Below are 17,042 nucleotides of genomic sequence, written 5' to 3'. Positions count from 1 at the left end.
TGATGTCAGGCGACGTCGTCCCAGTGGGCGACCATGCTGCGGCCCTTGCCGGCGCGCTTGGCACCATAGAGCGCCTGATCGGCTGCGCGCGTCAGCACCTCCGCCGTCCAATGGCCGGAATCCCGTTCCGGCTTGACGGAGACACCGACGCTGGCGCCGACCGTCACGAACTGCCCCATCAGCAGGACCGGCGCCATGACGACCGACACCGCCCGGTCGGCAACCTCGGAGAGTGCCACCGCATCCTCGACGCCGCGCACGAGCAGGGCGAATTCGTCGCCTCCCAACCGCGCCACGATGTCGCCCGGCCGGACGACGCCCTTCAGGCGCATCGCGACCTGCTTGAGCAGATCGTCGCCGGCCTGATGGCCATGGCGGTCGTTGATCAGCTTGAAGCCGTCGAGATCGAGCAGCAGCAGGCCGAGCGCCTCGCCGCTTTCTCCGGCTTCGTCGAGAACGCGATCCAATCCACGGCGGTTGAGCAGGCCAGTCAAAGGATCGTGGCTCGCGGCGAAGTCGAGTTCGCGCCGCACCATCAGCAATTCCTCGAACTGGCCGATGATGTGATCGGAGCTCTCGTAGATCGAATAGAGATAGACAAGCAGGAGCACGCTCAGCGCCTGATAGAGCGGATCGCCGGAGACGAGGAAGGCGACGACCAGCGTGCCGATCGCGATGGTCGAGAGCACGGCGCAGATCCAGTAGCGCAGCGTGCGCAGATAGGAACCGGCCGTCAGCGCCATGGTGAGCCCGAGGCTGAGCACGAAGCCGCCGGCATGGTCGGCTGCGGCAGCCGCCAGGGTCAGCGCAGCGATGACGAGCGTGAAGGCGAAGGCGGTATAGGCGTAGCCGGCTTCCCAGCGCCGCGCCTCCACGAGGGTCAGCTTGCGCGTGGTGTCGCGACGCTTGAAGCCAATGATGTTGGCGATCCGCGCCATCGTCGTAACGACGCCGGCTCCCGTTAGCCACCAGAAGACCGCGTCGCCGGTCTGCACGGCCATGATCGCGGAGCCGACGATCAGCCCGGCCGCGATGCAGAGGATCTGTGGCAGGGCCGCGAAGAGACGCGAGATGATCTCGATCTCGATATCCGCGGGCAGCTGCGCGGCGCGTTTGCGGGGCCTCATCAGCAGATGCATGGGCATGGCTCTACGCGTGAGGCTCTAAGAACCTGTCAGCCCGATCCCCGGCATTTTAAGGATCAGGCGCCGATGGCCGTGGCGCCATAAAAAGAGGGGCCGGCAAAGCCAGCCCCGTTCCAGGTTGCAGATCGGGAGGTCGGGCGCGGGTCGATCAGTTGCAGCCGCAGCCGTGGCCGAGACCGCCGAGCAGTCCACCGACGATACCGTTCTTGCTGACGATCGCCTTCACCGGGGCGGCGATGCCGACCTTGTTGCCGCTGAGGACGCTGACATTGTTGAGCGCATTGATCTTGACGCCCGACACCGCCGTCGTCACCGGAACGACGATACCGCCGAGAAGAGACCCGCCCCGCCCGCCGGCCATGGCCGGGGAAACGGCGAAAACTGCAACCGTAGCGAGAACAATCGCGTATTTCATCTTGCTTCTCCCTGTCTTCGCCTCCGGTGCGGAAGCGGTAAAACACGTATAAGTTGTAACAACCGGTGCAAACAACCTTATCCCAACATTAACCATACCAGGTAAACTTAATCGACACTTCGAAGTATATTTCCGCCTTATATACAAATTCAATATTAATTTATTGAAGATAAACCCTAATCTACTTTCAACAAACCTTATAAAATTCGTAAATCATTAACCAATATATTCCATGATCCCGGAAGAATTGGTGAGATCATGGCGATATCGGCGCGCATCATCATCCTGTCGACCCTGACCCTTCACGCCTCACTCGCCTTCGCGACAGAGAAAGCCGCCGAAGAGAACGAAAATTCGATCGCCGTCATCGGGCTTCGCGGCGGCTTCGACAGCAACCCGGCGGGCATCCAGGGGGCGAATGGCACGCCCGTCGTCACAACCTATGCAACCTGGGATTATCTTCACGGCACGCTGCAGGACGGCTACGGGCTCAACTTGTCATTGGTCGAGACGCATTACGATCCGCGCGCGCTCGCCTCGGCCCGCGCCCATTCGCTGGCGCTCAAGCACGCCGTCAGCCTCGGCGATTCAACCGTGCTGCAATCCTCGGTAACAGTGAGCGGTGAGCAGAGCTGGTCGCGCCGGAAGAGCAGCTTGGCCTGGCGCGAGCGCCTCGACCACGGCATCGGACCGTTCCGCCTCTTCACCAGCGGCGAAGCGCGCATCACCGCACTGAACGAGCGCAATGTCTTCAATCTCGGCGATTTCCTGCCGCGAGACGAGAATTTCGGCACGCTCGGGCTGACGACAGGCGCGGCCTGGCGCTCGGGCGAAACCGAGATCGGCCTCTCCTTCAGCGCCTCGCGCGTCCACTATATCGAGGGCGTCGACTATCTCGGCTTCCGGCGTGACCATAACCGGCTGCAGCCGAACCTGTTCGTCTCGACGGCGCTGGGCGGCGCCACAATCGAGGGCTCGCTCTCGCCGTTCCGCGCCTATTTCCCGGAGAAGGAGTTCGATGCGGTCGAGAGCCTGCTCTACACCGCGAAGCTGCGCCTGCCCTATCAGCGCTTCACGCTCGATCTCGGCTCGACCCGCACGGTGGAAGACACCACCCTGCCCTTCTCCGTCATCAACGTCACGACGGCGCATGAGGCGAAGCTGACCGCCCGGATCGACGACAACAACGCCGTCAGCCTCATCGCCCGGCGCAAGACCGACGACTATGTCGGCCTCGACGCCCGCTCGGACCAGAAGGGCATCGGCATCGACTACCAGCGCAGCTTAAGCAAGGGCTTCACGGCCACGGCCTCCGGTGCCTGGCGCAAGACCAAGGAGACCGGGCTCACGCCCGTGACCTCGTTCAGCGTCATGCTAGGCCTGCAGAAGCAGATCGATCTGAGCCGTATCGGCAAGCCGGACAAGAGCGGCGGGTAGGGTGAGGCCTCGCACCCCCCTTGTCATTCCGGGCTTCGCATAGCGAAGGACCCGGAACCCACGACCGGGTGAGGCCCTTGCAACCCAGTCTAAAAGCTTCACCCCGTCGTGGGTTCCGGGTTCGCGCCTACGGCGCGCCCCGGAATGACAGCCATTGCGGCTGCCGGACAGTGTGCTCGGTTCGCAATCAGGCTGACCAGCTTGCTCCGCCGTTCCTTTCCGAGCCTCTTCGCCGCCTCAGCCTCCGTTCATCATGAACCCGCTAGGACAGCGACACGCCTCGCCCGGCCCGCTCGTCGGCGAGGAAACGGAAAGGAAGAACCATGCTGCGTCGCCAGCTCACGGTTTCGGCCCTCGCCTGCGCCGTCCTGCTCAGCACAATCCCGGCCCAGGCACAGTACTATGGCGGCCCTTATCGCGGTGGGCCGTCCTATGACGACGACGATGACGACGATCGCCCGCCGCCGCGGCGCTATTACCGCCGCGACTACGGCTATGAGCGCCCCTCTTACCGGCCGCGCTACGGCAATATCTGCGTGACCGGCCGGGGCGATTGCCCGACGCCGCCTCTGCCGTATGGTTCGAGCTGCGGCTGCGACATCCCCGGCTTCGGCAGCAAGCGCGGCATCGTGCAGTAGCCGCCTTCAGTACCGGCGGGCGCTCTCCGTTCCCAGATAGCAGATGCCCTCGCCGGGCTTGGCCTTGGGATTGGGGAAGATGATGAAGCCGTCGCGCGGCATCGTCACCACCGCGCCGTCGGCGCGGCGGGCGATCGGCGTGCCCTTGGCGACGCGGTCGCCGGTCTTCCAACTCCCCTCGACGCGGTCGCCCTCGGCCTCGCAGATGACAAGGTCGTCCATGTGGACGACGACGCGCTTCTCCGGCGCCGGCGGGGCCTCGTCGGTGAGCCCGAGATGGGCGAGCACGTTGCGGATCGCCTTGTAGCCGACATCGACGGAAGCCGGGTCCTCGTGGCGCCCGCATTCGAGCGTCACGCCATAGCCGCCGGCGAAGCGCATGAACTCCGTCGTGCCGAAGCCTTCGGTTACGGCAAGGCGCGGCAGGTTCAGCCGCTCGCGCGCCGCGATCAGCCGGACATAGATGTCGAGCCAGCCATGGATCATCAGGTCGACGCCAAGGCAGGCGGCGAAGGCCGCTTCCGCTGTGCCATGGCGGAAGGGCTCGAGCGTGCCGCGATTGTCGTCCGGGCCGAAGAAGACGAAGGGCACGCCTTCCCCAGTGAAGGAATGGACGTCGAGCAGCATGTCGTGCTGGCGCAAGAGGGCGGAGAGGCGGTTGCCGAGCCGGTCCTCGTTGTCGACAGGCTGCGGCCGTTCGCGCAGGTCGCGGTTGAGGTTGCGGTCGCCCTCGCGCGTGTTCTGCCTGTAGGCCTTGGGATTGGCGACGGGCAGGAAGGTGACCTCGCCGCGCTGGATCGAGACACGGCCGGCCCGGCAATCCTCGATCACGCGGGCGATGGCGTTCGGCCCACAGGTCTCGTTGCCGTGGACGGCGCCGAAGACGAGGAGCTTCGGCCCCGCCTTCAGCCCGTGGAAGCGAATGGTCTCGAGCGGCGGATCGATCAGGTCTGGCGTGGTCATAGTCTCTGCTGTCAGGCTTTGCGTAGCTGCGAATGCGGGTCGAGGATGTCGCGCAGACCGTCACCCAGCAGGTTGAGGCCGAGCACGGTCATGAAGATGGCGAGACCCGGGAAGATCGAGATCCAGGGTGCCGTGGTGATCTGGTCGCGGGCATCGGAGAGCATGCTGCCCCAGCTCGGGAAGGGCGGACGGATGCCGAGCCCCAGGAAGGAGAGCGCCGCCTCCGCCAGCACAGCGCCGCCCATGCCGAGCGTGCCAATGACAATGATCGGGCCGGCGATGTTCGGCAGGATCTGCAGCAGCATGATGCGCAAGTTGCTAGAACCGAAGGAGCGCGCCGCCTCGACATAGCCCTGCTGCTTGATCGAAAGCGTCGCGGCCCGCGACAGCCGGCATGTATAGGACCAGTTGGTCAAGCCAAGCGCGATCAGCAGGCTGGTCAGGCCCGGCTGAAGGATCGCCATGATGGCGAGTGCGAAGACAAGCGAGGGGATCGACAGCATGAGATTGGTCAGGCCGTTGACGAAATCGTCCCACCAGCCGCCGAAATACCCCGCCGACATGCCCAATGCTACACCGATCACGGTATTGATCAATTGCGAGACGATACCGACCGTCAGCGAGATGCGCGCGCCGTAGAGCACGCGACTGTAGATATCGCGGCCCTGCGCATCCGTACCGAACCAGAACTCGGCGCCGGGCGGGACCTCGGCATTCATCAGGTTGGCGTCCATGACGGGGTCGGTATGCGCCAGCCAGGGCGCCAGCGTCCCGCCGACGACGACGGCGGCGAAGAGCACGCCGCCGATCCATAGGTTAGCTCGGAATTTCATGCCCCGCCCCTAGGTATATTTGATGCGCGGATCGATCAGAGCGCAGAGCACGTCCACGATGATGTTCACGACAAGAAAGAAGAGCACGAGCAGCAGGATGCAGGCCTGGACGACGGGGATGTCGCGCAGCGACACACTGTCGACCAGGAGCGAGCCGATGCCCGGCCAGGCGAAAAGCTTCTCGATCACGACGGCGCCGCCCATGATCGAGCCGAACTGCAGGCCCAGCGTCGTCAGCACGATCACCATGGCGTTGCGCGCCACATGCCAGCGCATCACCCGAACTTCGCTGTTGCCCTTGGCGCGGGCGGTGCGGACGAAGTCGGCATTCATGACCTCAAGCACGGCGGCGCGCGTCGTGCGTGCCAGCAGCGCGAGCGGCGCCACGCCAAGTGCGACCGCCGGCAGCACGATGTAGCGCGGATTGCCGTCGCCATAACCGAAACTCGGGAACCAGCCGAGTACCAGCGCGAAAGCGTACATCAGCATCAGCCCGAGCCAGAACTGCGGCAAGGACAGACCGGACACGGCGATAAACATCGACTGCATGTCGAGCCAGCCGCCTGGCTTCAACGCCGCCAGGAAGCCGAGCGGAATGCCGAAGGCGATGGCGAAAGCCATCGCGGCAATGGCCAGCTGGAGACTGGGCCAGATGCGCTCCAGCAGTGAATTGATCACCGGCTGGCGGGTGCGGAACGAGGTGCCGAGATCGAACGTCGCAAGCTTCATCGCATAGTTCGCGAAGCGCACATGCACGGGATCATCGAGGCCGAACTGCTTGTTCATGCGCGCGACCTGCTCGGCATCGATGACCGAACGACCATCGGACATCTGGGTCGAGGCGAAATCGCCGGGAATGACGCTGAACATCACGAAGATGAGCCCAGCTACCGCAAGCAGAATCGGAATGGACTGCAGCAGGCGGCGGACGACATAGGGCAGCATGATAAACTCCTGATCGCCGCAGCGGGGCGGACTCAGGTCAAGGCTCGAAAGTCCCCGTCACCCCGGACAGACGGCATGGCCGCACCGATCCAGGATGACGGAGGTCGTCGAGCTGGCGAAAACCTCAGCGGAGGCGCTTACTTCGCTGCGGGCGAAGACGCGTCGACCCAGAGATCCTCGTAGCGCTGGAGCGCGAGCTCCGTCGCGTTCGGCTGCAGGCCGTGCAGCCAGGGCTGATAGGCCAGAACCGCCTTGTTGTAGTTGAAGAACCAGACCGGAGCCTCGTCCTGCAGCATGGCATTGGCCTTCTTCAGCAGTTCAAGCTTCTTGCCGGCGTCCTTTTCGGCCGCAGCCTCGTCGAGCAGCTTGTCATAGGCCGCGTTCTTGAAGGTGGTGTAGTTGCAGGAGGAGCGCGGCGTCGAGGAGTGGAAGCACTTCAGCGCGGTCAGCGCGTCGGGGCCGGAGGTATTCGACCAGATATAGGCCTGGAAGTCGCCCTTCGCGACGACGCCACCGAGCGCCGAGGTCTCGACCGGCTTGACCTTCACCTTGATGCCGACCTTGGCGAGCATCGGGATCGTCGCCTCGACGATCGGGATGCCCCAGCTCTCATTCGGCGTCGCGGTCCATTCGAACTCGAAACCGTCGGGATAGCCGGCCTCTACGAGGAGCTTCTTGGCCTTCTCGGGATCGAAGGCGTAGGGCTTGGCGCCCTTATCGAAGGCCGGGACCGAGCTCGGCAGCCAGCTTACAGCGCGGTAGGCCTTGTCGCGAACGAGGCGCTTGATGATGAGTTCGCTGTCGATCGCATAGTTGATCGCCTGGCGCACCCGCTTGTCGGAGAAGGGCTTGAACTCCGGATTCATGCCCATGTTGCGGGTGAAAACCTCGGCGACCTCGAGGATGCCCTTGGAGAGGTTCGGGTCGGCCTTGTAGGCGACATACTGGGTCGAACCGAGGATCGAGACGTCGATCTCCTTGTTGCGGAAGGCGACGTCGCGCGCGGCCGCCTCGCCCATCGGCGAGATCACCAGCTTGTCGGCATAGGGCTTGCCGGCCTTGTAGTACTTTTCCCAGCGATCGAAGACCATGCGCGAGCCGGGAACGTGTTCGACGAACTTGAACGGCCCCAGCCCGATCGGCTTGTTGAAGAAGTCCGGCTCCTGAGCCTCCTTGGCCGGCAGGATCGCCGTGGGCGCACTGAAGAACAGGAAGCCGGGATCGACGGAGTCGGTCATCGTCATCTCGATGGTGAAATCATCGATCTTCTTGAGGCCGGAGATCTCCTTGGCCTCGCCCTTGCGGACCTCGGCTCCGCCCTTGATGCGCGAGACGTGGCGCGCGCCGGGATAGTTCTTGGAGCCGTCGACAAGGCGATGGAACGACCAGATCACATCGTCAGCCGTCATCTTGCGGCCATTGTGGAAGAAGGCGTCGTCGCGCAGTTTCAGCGTATGCGTCAGCCCATCTGCAGAGGTGGTGAAGCTCTTGACGAGCTCGGGTTCCGGCTTGCCGGCGTTCGAATCCCAGCGGAACAGCATGCCGTGCAGCGCGTAGCCGTAGATCTCGTCCTGGATCTGGTTCGAGACGTGGCTGTCATTGCTGACGAAGGACGCACCATAGGGCGCCGTGAAGCGGATCGTTCCGCCGCGGCGTGGCTCCTGCGCCTGTGCCGAGATGGTAAAGGCCGCCAGCGTCAGCGCGGTGGCAAAGGCAAATTTCTTCAACAACACGATCAATCCTCCCGTTTTTCCATCTGTTCCGGTTGATCCGGACTTGTTTGCTTTCAAGTCGAACCATAACGGCTTTGCCGAGCTTGTCTTCCCCTGCACGGTCAAATTCCCCGAACAGCACCGCGATTCACGGTGTCGCGGAGCTGTTCGGAATTCCTGTTCGCATTTTCTTCACGCGAACCGGCCTTTTTCGCCCGAAGATGCTCTGGCTCAAGCGCCACGCTCGAAGACAACCTCGCCGCCGAGAATGGTGAGATCGCAGCGCGTATCCTTGAGGATATCGGCCGGAGCGGCGCTCAAGAGGTCGCGCGAGAACACCGCGACATCCGCCAGCAAGCCCGGCGCGAGCCGCCCCTTCACCTTCTCCTGCTTCTGCGAGAAGGCGCCGAACTCGGTATAGGCCTGCAGGGCCTCCTCGATCGAGACGCGCTGAGCAGCATCCATCACCGTGCCCTTCCAGGTCTCACGCGTCAGCATGGTGTGGAAATTCGGGAAGGGGTTGGGGTCGCAGACCGGCGCGTCGCTACCCGTCGCCGGCTTCAGGCCGAGGTCGAACCAAGTCCGGAACGGATAGCTCGGCAGCGCCCTCTCGGGTCCGAGAACCTTCACATAGGCATCGCCGAAATCATGGATGAAGACCTGCTGCGGGCAGGGATAGATGCCGGCCTTGACCATGCGCTCGTGCTGGGCCGGGGTCGAGAAGCCGCAATGCTCGATGCGGTGGCGCCGGTCCGGATCGGGGAAGGCTGCGAGCGCCTTCTCATAGGCCGTGATCAGCTGCTCGATCGCGGCGTCGCCGATGGCGTGGCAGACGAGCTGGTAGCCCTTCTTGTGGGCATCGAGCACCATGCGCTCGAGCTCGGCATCCTCCCACATCCAGACGCCGGTGGTCTTGTCATCGCCGAGATAGGGCTCGGTCATCCAGGCGGTGCGGCCGCCGGCCGAACCGTCGAGGAAGAGCTTGACGCCGCCGATCATGAGCATGTCGTCGCCGGTGCCGGAGATCAGGCCGGCGTCGTAGCATTGCGGCACGATCGAGCGGCCGTCGTCGCCGAGCAACGTCAGCCAGGTGCGGACCGGCAGGCGCCCGTCGCGCTTGGCGCGATGATAGGCCGCGATCTCGCGGAAGCCGCCCTTCTGGCCGACGGCGGCGTCCATGCAGCTGGTGATGCCGAGCGAGAGCAGATACTGCCCGCCGCGCTCGATGCCGGCGATGATATCCTCCTCGGTCGCCGCCGGGATCGCGGCCTGCACCGGAGCGCGGGCGTTCTCGGCGAGCAGGCCGGTGAGGCGGCCGTTCTGCTGCTCGATCAGGCCGCCCTGCGGCGTCGGCGACTTTTCGTCGATGCCACCGAGGCGCAGCGCCTCCGAGTTGCAGATCGCGATATGGCCGCAGGCGCGCACCAGCATCACCGGGTTGTTCGGAGCAGCGCGATCGAGCTCCTCGCGATAGGGATGGCGGCCCGTGTCGAGCTTGGTCTGGTCATAGCCGCGCGACAGGATCCATTCGCCGGGCTTCGACTGGGCGGCGCGGGCGGAGATGGCGCCAAGCAGCGCCTCCAGCGTCGGCGCGCTCTCCGGCTTGGAATCGACCCAACCCATGGTCATGCCGAGCGAGACGAGATGCAGATGCGAGTCGTTCAGGCCCGGCGTCGCCAGCCGGCCCTTGAGATCGATGACGCGGGTCTTCGGCCCGATCAGCGGCTTGATCTCGGCATCGCTGCCGGCCGCCAGCACCTTGTCGCGGAAGATTGCCAGCGCCTCGACGACGCCCTCCTCGCGCCCGCACCAGATCGGCCCGTTGCGCAATACGATATCGGCCTGAATCGCCATGGTGTTCTCCTCAAGTGCAGTCATCGCCAGCTCTCGCGAGCAGCGGTCAGATATCGTCGAGCGGGAAGATCGGACGGCGGACCTTCCTGTAGGGCCGCTCCTTGAAATTGCGGGTCGAGAGCGCGCCGGTATCGACCTCCAGCACCTCGCGCGCGATCGACTCGAAGGCGGCGCGGAAATGCTGCATCGATTTGACGATCACCGTCGACTTGCGGGTCGGGTCGACGCCGAGCGAGGTGAACTGCGCGAGGTCGGTCGCCTGGCCGTTATGGGTGATGACGATGATCTCGACATCGTCGACGCGCAGCAGGGCCGAGAGCCCGTAATTGCGCCAGACGCCGCCGGCCATCGGGCCGTGGCAAAGGAAATAGCCGTCGGTGATGGCGACGACATGGGCGTCGAGATCGAGCGGCCCGCCGCCCATGGTCGGATCGACCTTGCCGCCGAGCCTGATCCGGCCGCGCTTGCCGACGCCGATCGCCTGCGCCGCGAGCACCGCCTCGGGGTCATTGATCGCGTGAAAGCCGACATTCTTCAGTCCGGCATCGAGCACGGCGCGCAGCAGGTTGGTGGCGTCGCCATAGGCGCCGGAGCCGGGATTGTCGGAATAGTCCGAGATCACCACCGGTTTGTAGCCGGCCTTGCCGGTATCAGCCTCGCCGGCCTTGGCACGCGCCATGGCCTCGGCCAATGGCGTGAAATGGATCGAGGAGAAGCGGCGCTGCTCCCAAGCATAGTCCATCAGCTCTTCGGCGATTGTCTGAGCCCTGCCGCGATCATCGGCCGTGACCGCGATCGAAGGGCCGATATCGTGGACGTCGGCCGAGGAGAAGCCGGCCTGGACGCTGACGACGAGCGCGTCGCCGGAGGCTTCCAGCGCATCGCCCCGGCGCAGCAATTCGAGGAAAGGCGGCGAAGTCGTGCGGCCACCGTCGAGGGCATAGAGGATCGGGCGGCGGGCGAGCGCGACTTTCGGCTTGATCTCGCCCTTGATCGCGCGCTGCAGCAGTTCGGCCGCCTGCCAGGTCCGCTCGTACTGATCGATATGCGGGTAGGTCCGGTAGGAGATCAGCGCGTTGGCATTGTCGGCCATGAGCTGCGTGACCGTTGCATGGAGGTCGAGCACGGCGACGACAGGCACGTCCGGGCCGATGCGCTTGCGCAGCCGGGCGAGCAATTCGCCTTCGCCGTCATCCGAACTTTCGGTCGCCATCGCTCCATGGAGATGCAGCAGCACACCGTCGACACCCGGAGCAGCATCGACGATCTGGCCGGCGAAGAGATCGAAGGCGGCATCGGTGACCCGGCCGGACGGGTTGGCGCCGGTCACCAGCGGGTGCACGAGGCTCCAGCCGAACTTGTCGGCCGCTTCGAAGGCCGCGCCCATCGAGGTGCGCGTGCCACGGAAGGCGCCTGGGATCTCGTTGTCGCGGAAGGCGCCATGCGCCCTGAAGGTGGCCTCGTCCGTGAGCTGAACACTGAAGGTGTTCGTTTCATGCATGAACTCGGCGATCAAAACGCGCGGCACCGTCATCTCCCCAAACATATCGTTCAATTTTTTTGACAGTCTTGGCGAGACACCTGCGTTCTGGCCACTGATTTTCGCGCATGCATCCCCAGAAACCTGCGCGCTTGTCGAATTGTGGTGAATATGCTCGACTGTACGGAACCAATTGGACGATGACGCCGTTTTCGCAGCGGAACTCTGCGAGCGCCGCCCATGCCGGTTTCCCCGCACGCTAAACGCCCTGCCGCCGCAACACGACTGCGTCGCGTTTCGTCCGACGAACTCACGATCCGCCGCATCCGCCACGGCCGCTCCTTCGGCTATCGCGATGCGGAAGGCGCCAAGGTCACGGATGCTGACACGCTCGACCGCATCCGGGCTCTGGCCATCCCGCCGGCCTATGCGGATGTGCGCATCGCCGCCGATCCGCGCGCCCATCTGCAGGCGATCGGCCATGACGATGCCGGCCGCGTGCAGCATCGCTACCATCCGGATTGGGAGAAGGTGCGCGAGCGCCGCAAGCTCAAGCGGCTCGCGCGCCTGATCGAGGCTCTGCCGAAACTGCGCGCCCGCATCGCCGCCGATTTGAAGGCGCGGACGCTCTCGCGCGACAAGGCGCTGGCCTGCGCCGCGACCATCATCGATCGCGGCCACCTGCGCGTCGGCAACGAAGCCTATGCCAAAGAGAATGGCAGCCACGGCACGTCGACATTGCTCAAGCGCCACGTCACGCTGACGAGCACGCGGGTCTCGCTGCATTTCCGCGGCAAGAGTGGCAAGGAGATTTCCTGCGTGATCGATGATGCGCCGCTGGCTCGCGCGATCGGACGGATCACCACCCTCCCCGGCCGGCGCCTGCTGCAACACAAGAACAAAGACAGCTTCGTCGCACCGATCCACGCGGCCGAGATCAACGCCTATCTCAAGCGCGCCTGCGGCTTAGCCATCAGCAGCAAGGACCTGCGCATGCTCGCGGCAAACGCCGCCGCCGCGGAACTCCTGCTCGCCGGCGAGGCGGTGGCAAGTGATGCCGGGCGCAAACGGCAGCTCGCCGACATCATGCGCTCGATCTCGGAGAAGCTCGTCAACACGCCGGCCGTCGTCCGCAAGAGCTATGTCCACGCGATCGTCATCGAATCCTACGCCAGCGGGCGCTTGCAGAAGACCTATGCCAAGGCGCGCGCGAAGCCTGGCTGCTCGCGCATCGAGCGCGCGCTCGGCCTGCTGGCAGCCTGACGAAAAAAGAGGGAGTTGCGAGCGGAACCGGGAGGCCCGATTCGACGTTCCGTCGCCGCTGGATCGTCACGGCGGAGGCGGATATGGACGAAGAGCGGATCACGCGGATCGCGCGGGCAATGTGTCGGGCGGCGCGGCTCGACCCCGACAAGCCGGCCGGCAATGCCGGCCCCTACACGATGTCGATGCGCGAGCCCGGTCCTGCAACGCCGCAGCCCGCTTGGATGCTCTTCCGCCGGGAGGCGGCGCTGTTCGCCTCGCGTCATCGCGAGGTCGCCGTCCGGCTCTGACCCCCTAGCAGAAGTAGCCGCTGGCCTGCAGGCGACATCGGGTATCGCGAGCCCGCGCCCGGCGGAGGCCGGGCCCTTTATCGCTATAGCGACTTGAAGCTTGGATAGTGGCTGCGATAGCTCTTTTCGAGGATCGCGACGCCGCCGCGCTCCTTCAAGACACGCGCGACGGACAAGCCGAGCTCGCGGGCCTGCTCCGGTGTCGCGCTTTCATCGGCGACGACGCGCTCCGTGCCCTCAATCGAGGTCACCTGCGCATGCAGCGTCAGGCGACCATCCTGCCAGGTCGCGCAGGCACCCACCGGCAAGCTGCAACCGGCCCCCAGCGCATGCATCATCTCGCGCTCGGCCTCAGTCTCGGCGCGGGCCTTCGGGCACTCGATCGCCTTCAGCACCTCGATCACCGCCGTATCCTCGGCACGAGCCTCGAGTCCCAACGCACCCTGCCCGACGGCATAGGGGAACAAGCTCGGCGCAAGCACTTCCGAAGAGGCGTCGTCCAAACCGAGCCGGCGCAGGCCGGCATGGGCGAGGATCACCGCGTCGAGCGCGTCCTCTCCGCCGATCTTGGCGAGGCGCGGGCCAACATTGCCGCGGATCGGAACGACGGTGACGTCCGGTCGCAGATTGAGGATCTGGGCACGGCGGCGCAGCGAGCCCGTGCCGACGCGCGCGCCCTGGCGCAGCGAGGCCATGGTCGCGCCGCAGAGCGCATCGCGCGGATCCTCGCGCGGCGGCACCGAGGCGAGGACGAGCCCTTCATGCAAGGTGGTCGGCAGGTCCTTCAGCGAATGGACGACGAAGTCGACCTCGCGCTTGACCAGCTGCTGCTCGTGCTCGATCGCGAAGACGCCGACCATGCCGAACTGATGGAACTCGGAGACGCGGTCGCGGTCGGCGATCGTGGCGATCTGGCAGAGGGTGAACTCCGCCTGCGGGAATTTCTCCCGGATCAGGCCCATGACGTGGTTGGTCTGGGCCATCGCCAGCGGGCTGCGGCGCGTGCCGATCCTCAGATGCATGATCTCGAAACTTCCAATCCTGTCCGGCCGGGCCGGTTGTTGCCGCGGTCTATATCAGGGGGGCGCCGGGCTGACGAGTGCGGTGCAAGCCCAAGCTGCGCTGGATCAATCGTGCGCGGATGCGCCGCCCTGCTGCCGCATCGTCGCCATCGCCTGCCTGAGCACCTCGAACACGCGCGGATCACGCGACTGGGCGACGTTGAAGCGCATGAAATGGCGGGCCGTCTGGGCGACGCTGAAGACATTGCCCGGCGCCAGAACCACGCCCTGCATCACGGCCAGACGGGCCAGCTCGGCGGAATCGATGTCATCCGGTAGGCGGCACCAGAGATAGAAGCCGCCGCGCGGCATCAGCCAGGGGCGAATCCCAAGCGTTTCCAGCCGCGCCGCGACCTCGCGCCGCGCCTGGGCCAGGCGACGGTGCAATTCCTCCATATGCTTGCGATAGCTGCCGCCGGCGAGGACCCCCGCGAGCAGTTCCGTCGAAACCGGGCTGGGGCCGCCGAAATTGGTCGCGACCTGCAGGTCGACCAACCCCTCGATCCAATCGGCCCGGGCCGCGATATAGCCGCAGCGCACGGCCGCCGAGAGCGTCTTGGAGAAGCTGCCGATCCGGATGACGCGCTCCAGCCCGTCGAGCGCCGCCAGCCGTGCCGAAGGCTCCGGCTCGAAATCGGCGAAGATGTCGTCCTCGACGATGATCATATCGTTGGCCGAGGCAGCACTCAGCACACGATAGGCGGCTTGCGGCGACAGGCCGGCGCCGGTCGGGTTGTGCAATCCGGAATTGGTCAGGTAGAGGCGCGGGCGCTCGGCCGCGACCACAGCCTCGAAGGCCGCGATATCCGGCCCTGTCGACGTATAGGGTGCGCTCAGCACACGCACCTGATGCGCCCGCAGCAAAGCCTGGAAGTTGAAATAGCAGGGATCGTCGACGAGGACGGCATCGCCCGGCCGCAACAGGAAGCGGCAGATCAGGTCGAGCGCCTGCGTGCCCGAACCGGTCAGCATGAGCTGTTCGGGCGTTACCGCAAGCCCGGCCTCGGTGAAGCGTCCAAGCAGGAGGCGGCGCAGGACGGAGGCGCCGCGCGTGCCGCCGTAATCGGTGAGGATCGCGCCATCGGCCCGTGCCAGTGCCCGAAAGCCGCGGCGCAAGGCCTCGTCCGGCATCCAATCGGCCGGGAGCCAACCGCAACCCGGCTTCAATGTGCCGGGCTCGGCATCGAGCGACTGGCGCGAGACCCAGAACGGATCGACGACCAGCTCCTGCGGTGAAGCGGCCTGCGTCAGTGCCAAAGGCGGCAGGCCGCCACCGGTGACATAGAAGCCCGAGCCTTGCCGCGCGCGGATCAGCCCCTCGGCTGCGAGGCGATCGTAGGCCTCGACGACGGTGGAGGGCGAAACCTTCATCGTCGCCGCAAAGCCGCGGATCGAGGGCAAGCGGTCGCCCGGGGCGAGCGTCCGCGCCGCCAGACGGCCGCGAATCGCAGCCATCACCGCCTCCGTTCGCGTCGCTGCGGGCCCGTCCACGGTGATTGTATGCTCATTCATAGCCATACAGTTTGCCATGAATGTATCGGTCTGTCGCTGGCTTCGTCGCGCCCACACGCCTAGAGCACGGCTTCCCGCGAAAGGGCAGGACAGGTCACATGATGAAGGAATGGGGCGGTAAGGGCTGGGGCAGCGGGCTCATCGGCGTGCTGATCTTCAGCGGCTCGCTGCCGGCGACGCGCGTCGCGGTGGCCGGCTTCTCGCCGCTGTTCCTGACCGGCGCCCGGGCTGCCATCGCGGCCCTGCTCGGCGCGGCCTGCCTCATGCTGCTGCGCCAGCAATGGCCGCAGAAGGCGGATATCCGCCCGCTCGCGATCGTCGCGCTCGGTGTCGTGCTCGGCTTTCCGCTACTGACGGCGCTCGCCCTCCAGCATATTCCCTCGGCACGCTCGATCGTCTTCATCGGGCTCCTGCCGTTAGCGACCGCGCTGTTCGGCGTGCTGCGCGGTGGCGAACGGCCGAAGCCGGTGTTCTGGCTGTTCTCGGGGCTCGGCAGCGCCACCGTCGTCGGCTTCGCGCTGGCGAACAGCGACAGCGGCTCGCTGACGGGTGACCTGCTGATGGTCGCAGCCGTGCTGCTTTGCGGGCTCGGCTATGCCGAGGGCGCGAGCCTGTCGCGCCGGCTTGGCGGCTGGCAGGTGATTTCCTGGGCGCTCCTACTGTCGCTGCCGGCGATGGCCGCCGTCGCCCTGCTGTTCTGGCCCGCGACCTGGCAGGGCATCGGCACGCCAGCCTGGATAGGGCTTGCTTACGTCTCGATCTTCAGCATGCTCGTCGGCTTCGTGTTCTGGTACCGGGGGCTGGCGATCGGCGGCACGGCGACGGTCGGCCAGCTTCAACTGCTCCAGCCCTTCTTCGGCCTGATGCTGGCGGGCTGGCTGCTCGGCGAGCCGATCGCCTGGACGATGATCGCGGCGACCGTCGTAGTCGTGCTCTGCGTCGCGGGAGCAAAGCGTTTCGCCTGAGCGGAAACTCTTGGATTCCGCGCGACCCAAGGCCATCTTATCGGCCAGGGAGGTCGCGTCATGGCGAGCGGATGGGCTCCGGACGGAGCGGTTCAGGACCAGATCGACGGCTCGATCACGGACGCGGTCCGGCTCGCGCGCTCGCGACTACCGAGCGGGCCGGGCGAGATCCATTGTCAGGAATGCGGCGAGGAAATCCCCGAAGCGCGGCGCCTCGCCATGCCCGGCGCCCGGCTCTGCGTCGCCTGCCAATCCGGCCATGACAGCTCGGCGGCACAATCCAGCTACAACCGGCGCGGCAGCAAGGACAGCCAGCTGAAATGAGCCTCGCGCGCGGAAACGCGGTCGCACTGTGCTGACGGGATTCGACAATCGACAGCCATCGGAAGCGATGGTCCTGACGCGCAGCGATGTCGGGGAAGGATCGTGGTGCCGCTTGAGGGATTCGAACCCCCGACCCCCTCATTACGAATGAGGTGCTCTACCAGCTGAGCTAAAGCGGCAACGGGTGGCGCTGTACCAGCAGGCG

The 17,042-nt window shown here is 65.5% G+C and carries 16 protein-coding genes and 1 tRNA gene; 6 read left to right on the top strand and 11 right to left on the bottom strand.

Annotated elements, in window-relative coordinates:
• Window positions 1–5: 5 nt before the first annotated feature.
• The gene (locus AC07NY_RS13350) at window positions 6–1,127 is read right to left on the bottom strand and encodes a diguanylate cyclase domain-containing protein (RefSeq protein WP_494584236.1); all 1,122 of its coding nucleotides are present in this window, start codon (window positions 1,125–1,127) and stop codon (window positions 6–8) included.
• Between the two features lie 166 nt (window positions 1,128–1,293).
• The gene (locus AC07NY_RS13345) at window positions 1,294–1,560 is read right to left on the bottom strand and encodes a hypothetical protein (protein ID WP_494584235.1); all 267 of its coding nucleotides are present in this window, start codon (window positions 1,558–1,560) and stop codon (window positions 1,294–1,296) included.
• A gap of 258 nt (window positions 1,561–1,818) precedes the next feature.
• Between AC07NY_RS13345 and AC07NY_RS13340 the strand changes: the two genes are divergently transcribed.
• Window positions 1,819–2,997, top strand: coding sequence for a hypothetical protein (locus tag AC07NY_RS13340; RefSeq protein ID WP_494584234.1), 1,179 nt, complete (start codon window positions 1,819–1,821; stop codon window positions 2,995–2,997).
• Between the two features lie 323 nt (window positions 2,998–3,320).
• The gene (locus AC07NY_RS13335) at window positions 3,321–3,635 is read left to right on the top strand and encodes a hypothetical protein (RefSeq protein ID WP_494584233.1); all 315 of its coding nucleotides are present in this window, start codon (window positions 3,321–3,323) and stop codon (window positions 3,633–3,635) included.
• 6 nt (window positions 3,636–3,641) lie between these two features.
• Here the strand turns inward: AC07NY_RS13335 and AC07NY_RS13330 are convergent, their stop codons facing one another.
• The 6 genes from AC07NY_RS13330 to AC07NY_RS13305 all read right to left on the bottom strand — a co-directional run bounded on the left by AC07NY_RS13330 (window position 3,642) and on the right by AC07NY_RS13305 (window position 11,470).
• Window positions 3,642–4,598, bottom strand: a complete 957-nt coding sequence (locus AC07NY_RS13330; RefSeq protein ID WP_494584232.1) for a succinylglutamate desuccinylase/aspartoacylase family protein — start codon at window positions 4,596–4,598, stop codon at window positions 3,642–3,644.
• 11 nt (window positions 4,599–4,609) lie between these two features.
• Window positions 4,610–5,431, bottom strand: coding sequence for an ABC transporter permease (locus AC07NY_RS13325; RefSeq protein WP_492284380.1), 822 nt, complete (start codon window positions 5,429–5,431; stop codon window positions 4,610–4,612).
• A 9-nt stretch (window positions 5,432–5,440) separates the two neighbouring features.
• Window positions 5,441–6,376, bottom strand: coding sequence for an ABC transporter permease (locus tag AC07NY_RS13320; protein WP_492284381.1), 936 nt, complete (start codon window positions 6,374–6,376; stop codon window positions 5,441–5,443).
• Window positions 6,377–6,513: 137 nt separating this feature from the next.
• On the bottom strand, window positions 6,514–8,103 hold the full coding sequence (locus AC07NY_RS13315) for an ABC transporter substrate-binding protein (protein WP_494584678.1): 1,590 nt from the start codon (window positions 8,101–8,103) through the stop codon (window positions 6,514–6,516).
• Window positions 8,104–8,319: 216 nt separating this feature from the next.
• Window positions 8,320–9,966 carry an amidohydrolase gene (locus tag AC07NY_RS13310; RefSeq protein WP_494584231.1) on the bottom strand — a complete coding sequence of 549 codons (1,647 nt, stop codon included), beginning with the start codon at window positions 9,964–9,966 and terminating at the stop codon, window positions 8,320–8,322.
• A gap of 22 nt (window positions 9,967–9,988) precedes the next feature.
• Window positions 9,989–11,470, bottom strand: coding sequence for a M81 family metallopeptidase (locus AC07NY_RS13305; RefSeq protein ID WP_494584230.1), 1,482 nt, complete (start codon window positions 11,468–11,470; stop codon window positions 9,989–9,991).
• A 192-nt stretch (window positions 11,471–11,662) separates the two neighbouring features.
• On the opposite strand from AC07NY_RS13305, the gene AC07NY_RS13300 reads away from it, so the two are divergent.
• Both AC07NY_RS13300 and AC07NY_RS13295 read left to right on the top strand, forming a co-directional pair.
• Window positions 11,663–12,685: a DNA topoisomerase IB gene (locus AC07NY_RS13300; protein ID WP_494584229.1), complete on the top strand. Its 1,023-nt coding sequence runs from the start codon at window positions 11,663–11,665 to the stop codon at window positions 12,683–12,685.
• 83 nt (window positions 12,686–12,768) lie between these two features.
• Window positions 12,769–12,975: a hypothetical protein gene (locus tag AC07NY_RS13295; protein WP_494584228.1), complete on the top strand. Its 207-nt coding sequence runs from the start codon at window positions 12,769–12,771 to the stop codon at window positions 12,973–12,975.
• Between the two features lie 83 nt (window positions 12,976–13,058).
• Here AC07NY_RS13295 and hemC read toward each other — a convergent pair whose 3' ends face one another.
• Entirely contained in the window at window positions 13,059–13,997 is a 939-nt protein-coding gene (gene hemC / locus AC07NY_RS13290; protein WP_494584227.1) for a hydroxymethylbilane synthase, read from the bottom strand.
• A gap of 105 nt (window positions 13,998–14,102) precedes the next feature.
• Window positions 14,103–15,491: an aminotransferase-like domain-containing protein gene (locus AC07NY_RS13285; RefSeq protein WP_494584226.1), complete on the bottom strand. Its 1,389-nt coding sequence runs from the start codon at window positions 15,489–15,491 to the stop codon at window positions 14,103–14,105.
• A gap of 155 nt (window positions 15,492–15,646) precedes the next feature.
• On the opposite strand from AC07NY_RS13285, the gene AC07NY_RS13280 reads away from it, so the two are divergent.
• Both AC07NY_RS13280 and AC07NY_RS13275 read left to right on the top strand, forming a co-directional pair.
• On the top strand, window positions 15,647–16,513 hold the full coding sequence (locus tag AC07NY_RS13280; protein WP_494584225.1) for a DMT family transporter: 867 nt from the start codon (window positions 15,647–15,649) through the stop codon (window positions 16,511–16,513).
• A 60-nt stretch (window positions 16,514–16,573) separates the two neighbouring features.
• Window positions 16,574–16,837: a DksA/TraR family C4-type zinc finger protein gene (locus AC07NY_RS13275; RefSeq protein ID WP_494584224.1), complete on the top strand. Its 264-nt coding sequence runs from the start codon at window positions 16,574–16,576 to the stop codon at window positions 16,835–16,837.
• Window positions 16,838–16,940: 103 nt separating this feature from the next.
• On the opposite strand, the gene AC07NY_RS13270 is transcribed toward AC07NY_RS13275, so the two are convergent.
• Window positions 16,941–17,016: transfer RNA gene (locus tag AC07NY_RS13270), tRNA-Thr, on the bottom strand.
• Between the last annotated feature and the right edge of the window lie 26 nt (window positions 17,017–17,042).

It is taken from the genome of Allobosea sp. GW821-FHT09G06 (genome assembly GCF_059416005.1).
This window is presented reverse-complemented; position numbering and strand designations above follow the sequence as displayed.